The following is a 13,178-nucleotide window of genomic DNA, read 5'->3' on the forward strand; positions in this document are numbered from 1 at the left end:
TGTTACCCGTCCATCGTCACCCGATCGGCCTCGGGCCGCTCGGTGGAGAGGAAGAGCACGGCGGTGGATGCGAGACCACACCCGCCCCGTGCGCCGCTGCTGGAGAGGCGCACCGGAGCGCGACTGCTGCGGCCCGGCGTCGCCACCGGGAGTCCGCTTCCTTGGACCGGACCTCTCGCCGGCCTTCAGCCGTCCTGTCGCGAGCCGGAACCGGTGAGTTGTCCACAGGCCTGACACGCCTCGGCGCCCGCCAGGTACGGTCTGGGCAGTCGATGTTCACACAGCTGCACGGACAGCGGGGGAGGCGATCGGTGTGACCGAGGTCGAGGCCGGGGTGGGGACGGCGGAGCTGCGGCGGGCGGCCAGGATCTCCGCGGTGCGGGGCTTCGCACGGTGGCCGGCCGAGGGCTCGCCGAAGGAGGAGGGCAAGGCACTGCGCGCACGGGTGCACCGCCGGGCCCACGCCGAACTCCTGCTGGACGTCGACCGCCCGGACGCGGTCGGCGCCGTCGAGGAGTCCAACCGCGGCCGCCTGTCCGAGCTCACACCCATACGCGTCGGCAGGATGGCGGCCACACCCTTCGCGTTCCTGCGCGGCTCGGCGGGCCTCATGGCCTACGACCTCGCACGCACCCCGGTGACCGGCATCCGCGCCCAGATCTGCGGCGACGCCCACGTGGCGAACTTCGGCCTGTACGGGGACGCCCGCGGCGGCCTCGTCATCGACCTGAACGACTTCGACGAGACGGTGCACGGCCCCTGGGAGTGGGACCTCAAGCGGCTCGCCGCCTCACTGGTGCTCGCCGGCCGTGAGGCGGGGGCCGACGAGGACCGGTGCCGGCAGGCGGCGCACGACGCGGTCGGCGCCTACCGGCGCACCATGCGCCTGCTGGCCAGGCTCCCCGTCCTTGACGCCTGGAACGCGATCGCGGACGAGGAGCTCGTGTCCCACACGGACGCCCGCGATCTGGTCGGCACGCTGGAACGGGTCTCGCAGAAGGCGCGGGCCAACACGAGCGGCCGGTTCGCGGCGAAGGCGACGGAGCCGGTCGAGGACGGCGGTCGGCGCTTCGTGGACGCGCCGCCGGTGCTGCGCCGGATACCGGACGCGGAAGCCGAGTCCGTCACGGCGTCGCTGGAGGAGTACCTGGCGACGCTGCCCGAGGACCGGCTCCCGCTCCTCGCCCGGTACGCCGTGCACGACGTGGCGTTCCGCGTCGTAGGCACGGGCAGCGTGGGCACCCGCTCCTATGTGGTGCTGCTTCTCGACCACCGGGGGGAACCGCTGATCCTCCAGGTCAAGGAGGCCCGTCCGTCAGCCCTTCTGCCCCACCTCGCCACGGCCGGCCACCCGGTGCCGGAGGTGGAGCACGAAGGACGTCGGGTCGTCCAGGGGCAGAAACGCATGCAGGTCGTCAGCGACATCCTGCTGGGCTGGACGACGGTCGACGGCCGCCCCTACCAGGTACGGCAGTTCCGCAACCGCAAGGGCAGCGTCGACCCGGCCGCCCTGGCCGCCGACCAGATCGACGACTACGCCCGCATGACCGGCGCGCTGCTGGCCCGTGCCCACAGCCACAGCGCCGACCCGCGCCTGATAGCGGGCTACTGCGGCAAGAACGAGGAACTGGACGAGGCGACGGCCGCGTTCGCCGTGACGTACGCCGACCGCACCGAGGCGGACCACGCGGAGTTGGTGGCGGCGGTGCGGAGGGGGCGGATTGCGGGGGAGACAGGGGTCTGAGGGGGGCGGGAGGGAGGGGAGGGGGGAGGGGGAGCCCCCAAGGTGTCGCTATCCCGGGCATCCCCACCTCACCGGACCGAGGCAGAGCCCCCACGGCCGTGTCTTAGGCTGGTGCGGTGACGACGCCGGATGCCGAGCAGAGCGAGCCCCTTCCCGCTGCCGAGGAACCGGTCGCCGAGGGTGGCGGCTCGGGTGAGGGCGCGGCGGACGCCGGGTCCGGGGCCGGGGGTGCCGGGGCGCGCCCCGAGGAGCGGCTGGAGCGGGCCGTGCGGGCGGCTGAGCAGGCGTTGATCGAGTACGAGATCGCCGTGGAGACCTTCCGTGTGGAGGTCGAGAACTTCTCCCGGTTGCACCACCAGAAGCTCGGCCCCGTGTACGCGCGCCTGGAGGAGCTGGACGCGGAGATCGCCGAGGCGCGGGCCGCCCGAACCCAGGACCCGGAGGACATACGCCGCGCCCACGAGGCACGCGCCCGGGTCCTGCCGATGCCGGGTGTGGAGGAGTTGTTCCACGGCTGGATGGACTCCGACGGGCTGTTCCCGGAGGCGCAGGCCATGCTGACGGATCGGCCCGTGCGGCCTCCGCAGCGCGTGCGTCCCAGCGAGGAGGCCCGCAAGCTGTACCGCGAGCTGGCCCGCAAGGCCCACCCGGACCTCGCCCAGGACGAGGATGAGCGCGAACGGCGGGACGAGTTCATCGCCCGGGTCAACGTCGCCTACGCCCGCGGTGACGAGGCCCTGCTGCGGGAGCTGTCGAAGGAGTGGGCTGCCGGCCCTGTCCCCGAGGAGCGCCGGCCCAGCCGTAGCGAGGAGCTGTACGCCCGCCTGGAGTGGCTGTCCCAGCGCAAGGAACTGCTCACCCTGATGGCCCGGGAGCTGGAGGAGGGCGCGATCGGCTCGATGCTCCGGCTCGCCCCCGACGACCCCGACGGCCTCCTCGAGGAGATCGCGGAGCAGCTGCTGGCCCAGGTCGCGCAGAAGGAAGCCGAGCTGGAGGCGCTGCGCGGCTGAGCCGAGGGCGGCCGTCCACGGTGACGGGCAGTTCCGTGTCGGCGTCGGGTAGCGTCGGGGTATGCATTTCGGAGCTGGTGTGCCCACGGTCGAGGTCGCGGACCTCAAGGATGACGATTTCCTGCTGGACGTCCGCGAGGACGACGAGTGGCAGGCGGGTCACGCCGAGGGGGCGCTGCACATCCCCCTCAGTGAGTTCGTCGCACGCTACGGAGAGTTCACGGAGGTGGCGCCGCAGGACGGCAGGGTCCATGTGATCTGCCGTTCGGGGGGCCGTTCGGCTCAGGTGGCGATGTATCTCGCTCAGCAGGGCATCGACGCGGTGAACGTCGACGGCGGAATGCAGGTCTGGGCCGCCCGGGGCCGCCCGGTCGTGGACGCCAAGGGCGAGCCCGGCGTCGTGCTGTAGTCCGGCCGAGGGACGTCGGGCTCTGGACCGGCACTTTTCGGCCGGACCTTGTCGGGCGGTGTCCACCCCGCTCAGCGCAGCGGGTGTGCCGCCAGTAGGTCGCCCAGCGTTTCCTCGTGCGCCGCGGCCGGGCCGAGGGCCAGCTCCAGGTGCTTGGCCCAGGCGTGGTAGCGGTGCAGGGGGTAATCGGTGTCGGCGCCGAAGCCGCCGTGCAGGTGCTGGGCGGTCTGCACCACCCGCCGTACGCCCTCCGAAGCCCAGATCTTCGCCACTGCCACGTCGCCGGTCGCCGGCAGCGCTCCCGCCCTGCCGGACGTGATCCGCCACGCGGCCTGCCAGAGTGTGGCCTCCATGGCGCGCAGGTCCATGTACCGGTCGGCAGCCTGCATCGCGACCGCCTGGAACGTGGCGATGGGGTGCCCGAACTGTTCCCGTTTGCCGGTGTACTCGCTCGTCATCCTGAGCGCGCTCTCGGCGAGGCCGAGCGCGAGCGCGCATGTCCCGGTGGTGAGCAGCAGGCGCAGCCACTCCCAGGCCCCCTCGGCGTCGAGCAGGTACCGCCGGGCGATGCGTGCCGACTCCAGTCGCAGCTCGGCGAGCCGCTCCCCGGTCGTCGAGAGCTGCTCGGCCAGAACGACGCCCTCCTGCATGCGTGGCACCAGGGCGAGGACGGCGCGGCCGGAATCGTCGGTGTGGGCCGGTACGAGGAGGGCGTCGGCGTTGTAAGCCCACGGGACCGCCGTCTGTGTCCCGTCGAGCACCCACGTGTCGCCCTCCTGCCGCGCCACCACCGCGAGTTCGGCCGGGTCGTGCCCGGTGCGGCCGTGTGCGGCGACCGTGAGGACTGTTTCTCCCCGGCCGGTCCGTGCGAGGAGTTCCTCCTTCAACTCCGGGCTGCCGTAGGTCTGTACGGCGACCGCCGCGGCCGTGTTCTCCAGCAGGGGCACCCGTGCGAGCACCTTGGCCGACTCCCGCAGTACCAGGCAGAGGCCGATCGCGTCGAGATCCGCACCGCCGTGCTCACCGTCCAGCAGCAGGCTGAGCAGGTCCGCGTTCGCGAGCTGCGCCCACAGCGCCCGGTCGAAGTCGTCGGCGACGGCGCCGGCGGTCAGCGCGGGGCTGGGCACCCGGTCCGGCGCGACCCCGGCGAACACGGCCCTCGCCGCCTCGACCGCCGCCTGCTGCTCCTCGGTGAAGGTGAAGTCCACGGCCTGTCCTCCTGGCGGGTCCGCTGATCTGACGGATCGTCAAGATAGAACATGTTCTAGAAGAAGGGAACGGTTCGTGGACGGGCCCTCCCCGTGACGTTCAGCGAGCATCCTCGCGGGAGGCGCTCACCGGTCGAAGTCCAGCTCCACCGACTCCGTGACCGGATGTGACTGGCATGCGAGCACATATCCAGCACCCGTCTCCTCCGGCTCGAGCGCGAAGTTGCGGTCCATCCGGACCTCACCGGAGACGAGGAAGGCCCGGCAGGTGCCGCAGACCCCGCCCTTGCAGGCGTAGGGGGCGTCGGGCCGGTTGCGCAGCACCGTCTCCAGCAGCGACTCGCCGTCGCGGACCGGCCAGGTTCCGCCGCGTCCGTCGAGCCGGGCGGTCACCGTGCTGTGTGCGGGAGCCGGGGCGGCCTGTGCGGCCACGGCCATGTCGTCCACATGGAAGATCTCCTCGTGGATCCGCGTCCGCGGCACCCCCAGTCCGCGCAGCGCCCGCTCCGCCGACTGCACCAGCCCGAACGGTCCGCACAGGAACCAGCCGGCGACCTCCTCCACGGGCAGCAGCGCCGGCAGCAGCCGGTCGAGCCGCTCCCGGTCGAGCCGCCCGGTCGGCAGTCCCGCCTGCTGCTCCTCCCGGGAGAGCACCGTGACCAGCTGGAACCGCTCGGGGTAGCGGTCCTTGAGGTCGGCGACCTCCTCCAGGAACATCGTCGAGGCCGTCGTGCGGTCGCTGCGTATGAGGCAGAACCGTGCACCGGGTTCCCGCTCCAGGAGTGTCGTCACGATCGACAGCACGGGGGTGATTCCGCTGCCGCCCACCACCGCCGCGTACAGCCCGGGTGCCGGCTCCAGCGTGAACCGTCCCGCCGGTGTCATCACCTCCAGCTCGTCCCCGGCGGCGATCTCCTTGAGCGCGTAGGTGGAGAAGGCTCCGCCCTCGACCAGCCGTACCCCGACCCGCAGTGTGCGCGGGCCCCCTTCGTCCGACGCCGGAGCGGGGGAGCAGATCGAGTACGTACGCCGTATCTCACTGCCGTCGACGGTGCGGCGCAGCGCGAGGTGCTGGCCGGGGGCGTGGCGGTACTCCTCGCGCAGTGCGGGCGGCACGGTGAAGGTCAGGGCCACGGAGTCGTCGGTGAGCCGCTCCACCGAGGCCACCGGGAGTGGGTGGAACCTGGCCATCACAACTCCTTGAAGTGGTCGAACGGCTCACGGCAGGCCAGGCAGCGGCGCAGCGCCTTGCACGCGGTGGACGAGAAGCGGCTGAGGAGCTCGGTCTCGGCGGACCCGCAGAACGGGCAGTGCACGGGGTCCGCCTCGGTGGAGTCGGCGCGGGTGCGGGTCGGGCCCAGTTCGACGGGCACCGGGCCCGACGCGTGCCGCCCGCGGACGCGAGGGGGCGCTATGCCGAACTCCTTCAGCTTCCGGCGGCCCTCCTCGGTGATGTCGTCCGTCGACCACGCGGGGCTGAGGACCGTCCGTACGACGACCTCCCGCACGCCGTGCTCGCGCAGCACTCGTTCTATGTCCACGGACATCGCTTCGAGCGCGGGGCATCCCGTGTAGGTCGGGGTGAGCTCGACCTCCACCGCGTCCGTGCCGCGCACATGGAGAGCCCGCAGGACGCCCAGCTCCTCCAGGGAGAGCACGGGCAGCTCTGGGTCGGGAACGGAGCCGGCGAGTCGGCGCAGTTCCTCTTCGAGGGCCGTGGCCGTCACCATGACGCCCCCGGGTGGCTGCGGTGCAGGTGCTGCATCTCGGCGAGCATCCGCCCGAACGGTTCGGTGTGCAGGCCCTGCCGTCCCGCGCCCGCCGTCCACGCCCCGGTACGCGGCCCGTTCGGAACGTCGAGGCCGGCCCGGCGCAGGACGTCGCCGACCGAGTCCAGCCAGGCCTGTTCCATGCGGGTCCAGTCGGCGTCCAGGCCTTCCAACGGCTGGAACATCTCTCCCGTGTAGCGCCACAGCGCCTCGCACGCGCGGCGCATCCGCTCGTGGCTGGCGTCCGTGCCGTCGCCGAGCCGCAGCGTCCACTGCTCGGCGTGGTCCTGGTGGTAGGCGACCTCCTTGACCGCCTTGGCCGCGAGTCCGACGAACGCGCTGTCCCCGGCGGTGAGTTCGGTGTACAGCAGCCGTTGGTAGGTCGAGAAGTACAGCTGGCGGGTGATGGTGTGCGCGAAGTCGCCGTTCGGCTGCTCCACCAGCTGCAGGTTGCGGAAGGCGCGCTCCTCGCGCAGGTAGGCCAGCTCGTCCTCGTCGCCCACCATGGACAGCAGCACCCGGGCCTGGCCCAGCAGGTCGAGGGCGATGTTGGCGAGGGCGACCTCCTCTTCCAGTACCGGCGCGTGGCCTGCCCACTCCCCCAGGCGGTGCGAGAGCACCAGGGCGTCGTCGCCGAGGGCCAGGGCGGCCGCGGTGTGCACGGTGACGGTCACAGGTGCTTCACCCCTTCCGGGATCTCGTAAAAGGTCGGGTGCCGGTACGGCTTGTCGGCGGCCGGCTCGAAGAACGGGTCCTTCTCGTCCGGGGAGGACGCGGTGATCGCGGTGGAGGGCACCACCCAGATCGAGACGCCCTCGCCGCGGCGGGTGTAGAGGTCGCGCGCGTTGCGCAGGGCCAGCTCGGCGTCCGGGGCGTGCAGGCTGCCGGCGTGGGTGTGGGAGAGCCCGCGGCGTGAGCGCACGAAGACCTCCCAAAGGGGCCAGTCGGTGTTCGTCATGCGTGCTGCGCTCCCGTCGTCCCGCTGTTGTGCTTCGCCGCGTACGCCGCGGCTGCCTCGCGCACCCAGGCGCCCTCCTCGTGGGCCTGGGTGCGCTGGGTCAGCCGCTGCTCGTTGCAGGGGCCGTTGCCCTTGAGAACCTCCCAGAACTCCGTCCAGTCGATGGGGCCGAAGTCGTGGTGCCCCCGCTCCTCGTTCCACTTCAGGTCCGGGTCGGGGAGGGTCAGGCCCAGGGACTCGGCCTGGGGGACGCAGATGTCCACGAAACGCTGGCGCAGCTCGTCGTTCGAGTGTCGCTTGATCTTCCACGCCATCGACTGCGCGGAGTGGGCCGACTCGTCGTCGGGCGGGCCGAACATCATCAGCGACGGCCACCACCAGCGGTTCACCGCGTCCTGCGCCATCGCGTGCTGCTCCGGTGTGCCTCGGCTCAGGGCCAGCAGCAGCTCGTAGCCCTGGCGTTGGTGGAAGGACTCCTCCTTGCAGATGCGGACCATCGCGCGCGCGTACGGCCCGTAGGAGCAGCGGCACAGGGGCACCTGGTTGGTGATCGCCGCGCCGTCCACCAGCCAGCCGATGGCGCCGACGTCCGCCCAGGTCAGTGTCGGGTAGTTGAAGATCGAGGAGTACTTCTGGCGGCCCGTGTGCAGCTTGTCGAGGAGTTCGTCGCGGCTGGTGCCGAGCGTCTCCGCGGCGCTGTACAGATACAGCCCGTGTCCCGCCTCGTCCTGGACCTTGGCCATCAGGATCGCCTTGCGGCGCAGTGAGGGAGCGCGCGTGATCCAGTTGGCTTCCGGCTGCATGCCGATGATTTCGGAGTGCGCGTGCTGGGCGATCTGCCGGATGAGGGTGGCGCGGTAGGCCTCGGGCATCCAGTCGCGGGGCTCGATGCGCTCGTCGGCGGCCACGGCGGCGTCGAACACGGCTTCGTACGCCGTCGCGTCCGCCCCTGCGTCGTCCGCGCGGGCCGTCGGGTGCGCTGCTGCTGTCGCCATGCGGTCCCCCTGACCGTTCACATTCTCCCGACCGATCGTTCGGTCCGGTCGATATCAATGGTGAGGTGGGGCGCCGTAGGGTGTCAACCGCTGTGGACAACCTGCGGCGACCGTCCGGCCCGCTGCGCCGATGGGGCTGTGCGGGGCGGGCGGGGCTGAGTACCGTTCCGGGTGCACCTGCCCGGCGTGCTGCGAACGGGTGAGGCGGCCCTCGCGGCCCGGCGGACACACGGCAGGCAATGGCCCGGACGGCGGCACAGGACGGCACGACTGCAGGAAAGCTCGGGAGACGGGGCGGGATGGACACGTACGACAAGGAGCCGGACGCCCGGCCGGATCGGCCGGGGCACCCTGCCGACCCGGTGTCCGCCCTGTCCGAGGGGGCCAGGAGGGACGTCACCGAAGCGCAGGAGAAAGAGAAGGACGCGCGGGGTGGTGCCCCTCCCGCCCGTACCGCAGCCTCCCCGGCCCCGGAATCTGCCTTCCCGGAATCCGCTTCCCCGGACTCCACCGCCGCGGCCTCCGCGCCCCGCACCGGCATAGCCGCCCTCTCGCTGCGCTACCAGGTCGCCGCCGCGGTGGCGCTCGCGGCCGTCGCCGTCACCGCCTGTGTGCACCTGGGCATGGTGTTCCTGCACGTCGCGCCACCGAACACGCTCACGAAGAAACACGGCAAGGCGATCGACGACTGGATCTACCCGGAGTTCGAACAGAACTGGAAGCTGTTCGCGCCCGACCCGCTGCAGCAGAACATCGACGTCCAGGTCCGCGCCGAGGTGCGCACCGAAAACGGCGGAGTCCGGACGACCGGCTGGTACGACCTGTCGGCGCTCGACGGCGCCGCCGTCGACGGCAACCTGCTGCCGAGCCACACCCAGCAGAACGAGCTGCGTCGCGCCTGGGACTTCTTCGCCGCCTCGCACGACGGCGAGAACCGCCCCGCAGGCCTGCGCGGCGCCCTGTCCGAGGACTATCTGCGCCGCGTGGTCGTGATGCGCCTCGGCCGGGAGCACGCGGCAGGCCGCGGAGAGAGCCTCGAAAGTGTCCAGGTCCGCTCCCGCGTCACCAACGTGCCGCCGCCCAAGTGGAGCGACGAACAGGTGTCCAGCACGCCCGCCCACCGCCAGCTGCCCTGGTGGTCGCTTCCGGACGGCGAGCGGGCGGGGGCGAGGACCTGGTGAACCGTGTCGCCCCGTCCTTCTCGCGCGGCATCGCCCGAGTGGCCGACACCGCCCTCGGCCCCTACCAGACCGCCGTCGTGCGCATCGGCTTCGCCGCCACCTGGCTGCTGTTCCTGCTGCGGGAGTTCCCCCACCGCCAGGAGATGTACGGACCCGACGGCCCGTGGAGCTGGGACCTGGCCCGGCAGCTCATCGCAAACAACCACGCCTTCACGATCCTGTTGTGGTCCGACGGCCGGGCCTGGTTCGAGACCGTGTACGCCCTCGCCGTGCTGTCGAGCGTCCTGTTCCTGGTCGGCTGGCGCACCCGCACGATGTCCGTGCTGTTCATGGTGGGCGTGCTGTCGCTGGAGAACCGCAGCGTGTTCATGGGCGACGGCGGTGACAACGTCATCCATCTGATGGCGATCTACCTGGTCTTCACGCGCTGCGGGCAGGTGTGGTCGCTGGACGAGCGGCGTGAACGGCGCGCGCGTGCCGCACGCGCGCGTGCCGCACGCGCGCGTGGGGAGCGGCCACGTCCCGACCGGGCGGGGCCCGTGCTGTGGGGCGCGCTCGGCCTCGCGCTGGCCCTGGCGACGTGCGCGGGCCGGCTCGACGCCGGCTGGCTTGCCGTGTACTGGGGGCTGTGGGCCGTACAGGGCCTGTGGTGGTACGTCGTCCGGCGCGCCCCGGACGGTGAGCCCCGTGTCCTGCTGGACGTCGTCGCGAACCTGGTGCACAACGGCGCACTGCTCGTGATCATGGCGGAGGCGTGTCTGATCTACTCGACCGCCGGCTGGTACAAGATCCAGGGCTCGCGCTGGCAGGACGGCACCGCCGTCTACTATCCGCTGCACCTGGAGTCCTTCTCGCCCTGGCCCGTCCTGTCCGACCTGCTGTCCTCGCACGGCACGATGGTGCTGCTGGTGACGTACGGAACGGTCGCCGCGCAGGTCGCCTTCCCCTTCACCCTCCTGAACCGGCGTGTGAAGAACGTCCTGCTGGCCTTCATGATGACCGAGCACGCGGTGATCGCCGTCGTCCTCGGGCTGCCGTTCTTCTCCCTCGCGATGATCGCCGCCGACTCCGTGTTCCTGCCGACGTCGTTCTTGCGGCGGCTGGGCGGCTGGGCGTCACGCGCGCGTGGGCGCCTGGCCGCGGGCCGCGTCGCCCGGGCGCTGCCTCGCCCGCGCCCGCACCGGCCGCCCACGCAGGAGCCGACCGACCCGGCACAGGCAGGCTCGCCGGCGTGAGCCGCACGTAGGCTGCACAGCATGACCGACCCGTCCCGCGGCGCCACCGACCCGCTGACCACCTGGCGCAGGCTCGCCGGCTCCTGCGTGCTGCTCGACGGTTTCCACGCGCTCAAGCACGCGGTCCGCTTCCACGCCCGGGTGCCGGTCGCCGTCACCACCGACCGGGGTGCGGCCCTCGCCCTGGCCGACGACCTCGCACCCGACGTACGGGACGCCCTGGACGCGCTGCTGAGGGAGGTCCCCGAGGCCGCCTATCAGATGCTGGTCCCGCGCCCACACCCCACGGGGGTCGCGGCCCTCGCCCAGCGCCCCTCGCGTGAGGCCAACCTGGAGAAGCTCCGGCGCACCCCACGCACCGCTCCCGTCGTCGTCCTCGACAACCCCCGCAACCTGGGCAACGCGGGCGCCGTGATCCGGCTCGCGGCCGGCTTCGGCGCGACCGGGGTGGTCACGACGGGCACGCTCGACCCCTGGCATCCCACGGTGGTCCGCGGTGGGGCCGGGCTGCACTTCGCGACCGCAGTGGAGCGGCTGACCGTGGCCGAACTGCCGCCCGGCCCGGTCTTCGCCCTGGACCCCGAGGGCGAAGACCTCCGCGCACTGAAACTCCCCGACGACGCCGTGCTCGCGTTCGGCTCCGAACGCAGCGGTCTCTCGGCCGAGCTGCGCGACCGTACCGACCACCTCGTGTCCCTGCCGATGCGCCCCCAGGTCTCCAGCTACAACCTCGCCACCAGTGTGGCCATGACGCTGTACCACTGGAGCGCGACCGGGGGCGCATCCTCCTGAGCCGCCGACAGGCCTATCAGGCCTCCCGGCGCACCTCCACCACGCGGAAGCGGTTCGCCACGAACGCCCCGTCGCACAGGGCCGCGTTGGCCGCCGGGTTGCCGCCCGAGCCGTGGAAGTCGGAGAAGGCAGCCGTCTGGTTGACGTACACCCCGCCGGTCAGGTTGAGCGAGAGCTGGGCGGACTCCTCCAGGCAGACCTCCTCGACGGCCTGCTCGACCTCCTCGGAGGTGGTGTACGCGCCCACCGTCATCGCGCCCTTGTCCCTGATCGTGCGCCGCAGCAGCTCCACCGCGTCCGTCGCCGAGTCCACCGCGACGGCGAAGGCGACCGGGCCGAAGCACTCGCTCATGTAGGCGGCTTCCGCGTCCGGCTTGGCGCCGTCGAGCTTGACGATGACCGGCGTGCGGACGACGGCCTTCGGGAACTCCGGGTTGGAGATCTCCCGCGAGGCCAGGGCGACCTCGCCGAGCCCGGCCGCCGCCTCCAGGCGGGCCTTGACGTCCGGGTTCACGATGGCGCCGAGCAGCGCGTTCGCCCGCGCGTCGTCGCCCAGCAGGCCGTCCACCGCCTTGGCCAGGCCGGCGACCACCTCGTCGTACGACTTCGGGCCCTCGTCCGTGGTGATGCCGTCCCGCGGGATCAGCAGGTTCTGCGGGGTGGTGCACATCTGGCCGCTGTACAGCGACAGGGAGAACGCCAGGTTGGACAGCATCCCCTTGTAGTCGTCGGTCGACTCCACGATGACCGTGTTGACGCCGGCCTTCTCGGTGTAGACCTGGGCCTGGCGGGCGTTGGCCTCCAGCCAGTCGCCGAACGCCGTCGATCCGGTGTAGTCGATGATCCGGATCTCCGGGCGGACGGCCAGCGTCTTGGCGATGCCCTCGTCGGGGCGCTCGGCGGCCAGCGCCACCAGGTTCGGGTCGAAGCCCGCCTCGGCGAGCACCCGGCGGGCCACCTGCACCGTGAGCGCGAGCGGCAGCACCGCGCGCGGGTGCGGCTTGACCAGCACCGCGTTACCGGTGGCGAGGGAGGCGAACAGGCCGGGGTAGCCGTTCCACGTCGGGAAGGTGTTGCAGCCGATGACCAGCGCGATGCCGCGCGGGACGGCCCGATACGTCTTGGTGAGCGCCAGCGGGTCGCGCTTGCCCTGGGGCTTGGTCCACTCGGCGGTGTCGGGTGTGCGGACCTGCTCCACGTACGCGTAGGCCACCGCTTCCAGGCCGCGGTCCTGCGCGTGCGGGCCGCCCGCCTGGAACGCCATCATGAATGCCTGGCCGCTGGTGTGCATGACCGCGTGCGCGAACTCGTGCGTCCGGTCGCTGATGCGCTTGAGGATCTCCAGGCACACCATCGCGCGCATCTCCGCGCCGGCGTCGCGCCACGCCTTCTGGCCCGCGCGCATGGCGGGCAGCAGTACGTCGATGTCCGCGTGCGGATAGGTGATGCCCAGCTCGATGCCGTACGGGGAGACCTCGGCGCCCGCCCAGTCGTCCGTGCCGGGCTGGCCGAGGTCGAGGCGGGAGCCGAGGAGCGCCTCGAAGGCGGCCTTGCCCGCCGCCGCGTCCAGGCTGCCGTTCTCCCCGTAGGCCTTGGGGTGCTCGGGGTGGGGGGACCAGTACGCACGTGTACGGATCGTTTCCAGCGCCTGGTCGAGGGTGGGCCGGTGCTGGGCGATCAGCTGGTGCGCGGTGAGTTCGGCGGCCATGCGGGACCAACTCCTCGTCTTGAGAGCTCTTCCTTGAGCTCGTGACCTGGGCAGGAACAGCCGGACAGGGTTAGAGTAACCGAACGATCGGTCGGGACAAGGGTGTCAGCCGTATCTGTGGACAAGGGGGTCCGCCGCATCTGTGGACAACCCCGTGCGGGAGGATCGC

The 13,178-nt window shown here is 71.9% G+C and carries 13 protein-coding genes; 6 read left to right on the forward strand and 7 right to left on the reverse strand.

Annotated features, from left to right (window positions below; genetic code table 11):
- The first annotated feature begins 313 nt into the window (after positions 1-313).
- From AC5WS8_RS08515 to AC5WS8_RS08525, 3 genes are all read left to right on the forward strand, one after another.
- The gene (locus AC5WS8_RS08515) at positions 314-1,744 is read left to right on the forward strand and encodes a DUF2252 domain-containing protein (RefSeq protein WP_496102679.1); all 1,431 of its coding nucleotides are present in this window, start codon (positions 314-316) and stop codon (positions 1,742-1,744) included.
- Positions 1,745-1,860: 116 nt separating this feature from the next.
- Complete coding sequence (locus tag AC5WS8_RS08520) at positions 1,861-2,754, forward strand: hypothetical protein (RefSeq protein WP_496102680.1); 894 nt, start codon at positions 1,861-1,863, stop codon at positions 2,752-2,754.
- Between the two features lie 79 nt (positions 2,755-2,833).
- Positions 2,834-3,163 (forward strand): rhodanese-like domain-containing protein, encoded by a 330-nt coding sequence (locus AC5WS8_RS08525; protein ID WP_496102791.1) that lies wholly within the window; start codon positions 2,834-2,836, stop codon positions 3,161-3,163.
- Positions 3,164-3,234: 71 nt separating this feature from the next.
- On the opposite strand, the gene AC5WS8_RS08530 is transcribed toward AC5WS8_RS08525, so the two are convergent.
- From AC5WS8_RS08530 to paaA, 6 genes are all read right to left on the reverse strand, one after another.
- Positions 3,235-4,371 carry an acyl-CoA dehydrogenase family protein gene (locus AC5WS8_RS08530; protein WP_496102681.1) on the reverse strand — a complete coding sequence of 379 codons (1,137 nt, stop codon included), beginning with the start codon at positions 4,369-4,371 and terminating at the stop codon, positions 3,235-3,237.
- Positions 4,372-4,497: 126 nt separating this feature from the next.
- Positions 4,498-5,562 (reverse strand): 2Fe-2S iron-sulfur cluster-binding protein, encoded by a 1,065-nt coding sequence (locus AC5WS8_RS08535; protein ID WP_496102682.1) that lies wholly within the window; start codon positions 5,560-5,562, stop codon positions 4,498-4,500.
- On the reverse strand, positions 5,562-6,101 hold the full coding sequence (gene paaD, locus AC5WS8_RS08540; protein WP_496102683.1) for a 1,2-phenylacetyl-CoA epoxidase subunit PaaD: 540 nt from the start codon (positions 6,099-6,101) through the stop codon (positions 5,562-5,564). Before paaD ends, AC5WS8_RS08535 begins: the two co-directional genes overlap by 1 nt.
- Positions 6,095-6,814 (reverse strand): 1,2-phenylacetyl-CoA epoxidase subunit PaaC, encoded by a 720-nt coding sequence (paaC, locus tag AC5WS8_RS08545; protein WP_496102684.1) that lies wholly within the window; start codon positions 6,812-6,814, stop codon positions 6,095-6,097. Before paaC ends, paaD begins: the two co-directional genes overlap by 7 nt.
- Entirely contained in the window at positions 6,811-7,098 is a 288-nt protein-coding gene (gene paaB / locus AC5WS8_RS08550; RefSeq protein ID WP_189706842.1) for a 1,2-phenylacetyl-CoA epoxidase subunit PaaB, read from the reverse strand. The genes paaC and paaB overlap by 4 nt, the downstream gene beginning before the upstream one ends.
- A complete protein-coding gene (paaA, locus tag AC5WS8_RS08555) occupies positions 7,095-8,093 on the reverse strand; it encodes a 1,2-phenylacetyl-CoA epoxidase subunit PaaA (RefSeq protein ID WP_496102685.1) in 999 nt (332 codons plus the stop codon). The genes paaB and paaA overlap by 4 nt, the downstream gene beginning before the upstream one ends.
- A gap of 299 nt (positions 8,094-8,392) precedes the next feature.
- Between paaA and AC5WS8_RS08560 the strand changes: the two genes are divergently transcribed.
- From AC5WS8_RS08560 to AC5WS8_RS08570, 3 genes are read left to right on the forward strand one after another with little or no spacing between them, the layout of a single operon-like run.
- Complete coding sequence (locus AC5WS8_RS08560) at positions 8,393-9,274, forward strand: DUF5819 family protein (protein ID WP_496102686.1); 882 nt, start codon at positions 8,393-8,395, stop codon at positions 9,272-9,274.
- On the forward strand, positions 9,271-10,509 hold the full coding sequence (locus AC5WS8_RS08565) for an HTTM domain-containing protein (RefSeq protein ID WP_496102687.1): 1,239 nt from the start codon (positions 9,271-9,273) through the stop codon (positions 10,507-10,509). Before AC5WS8_RS08560 ends, AC5WS8_RS08565 begins: the two co-directional genes overlap by 4 nt.
- Before the next feature lie 21 nt (positions 10,510-10,530).
- A complete protein-coding gene (locus tag AC5WS8_RS08570; RefSeq protein WP_496102688.1) occupies positions 10,531-11,301 on the forward strand; it encodes a TrmH family RNA methyltransferase in 771 nt (256 codons plus the stop codon).
- A gap of 16 nt (positions 11,302-11,317) precedes the next feature.
- Here the strand turns inward: AC5WS8_RS08570 and paaN are convergent, their stop codons facing one another.
- Positions 11,318-13,009 carry a phenylacetic acid degradation protein PaaN gene (paaN, locus tag AC5WS8_RS08575; RefSeq protein ID WP_496102689.1) on the reverse strand — a complete coding sequence of 564 codons (1,692 nt, stop codon included), beginning with the start codon at positions 13,007-13,009 and terminating at the stop codon, positions 11,318-11,320.
- Between the last annotated feature and the right edge of the window lie 169 nt (positions 13,010-13,178).

The organism is Streptomyces sp. PTL18 (assembly GCF_059510295.1).

Coding starts and splice junctions, on each gene's coding strand:
- AC5WS8_RS08535 (WP_496102682.1), bottom strand. CDS start 5,562: ATGGCCAGGTTCCACCCACTCCCGGTGGCCTCGGTGGAGCGGCTCACC.
- paaD (WP_496102683.1), bottom strand. CDS start 6,101: ATGGTGACGGCCACGGCCCTCGAAGAGGAACTGCGCCGACTCGCCGGC.
- paaB (WP_189706842.1), bottom strand. CDS start 7,098: ATGACGAACACCGACTGGCCCCTTTGGGAGGTCTTCGTGCGCTCACGC.
- paaA (WP_496102685.1), bottom strand. CDS start 8,093: ATGGCGACAGCAGCAGCGCACCCGACGGCCCGCGCGGACGACGCAGGG.
- AC5WS8_RS08560 (WP_496102686.1), top strand. CDS start 8,393: ATGGACACGTACGACAAGGAGCCGGACGCCCGGCCGGATCGGCCGGGG.
- AC5WS8_RS08570 (WP_496102688.1), top strand. CDS start 10,531: ATGACCGACCCGTCCCGCGGCGCCACCGACCCGCTGACCACCTGGCGC.
- paaN (WP_496102689.1), bottom strand. CDS start 13,009: ATGGCCGCCGAACTCACCGCGCACCAGCTGATCGCCCAGCACCGGCCC.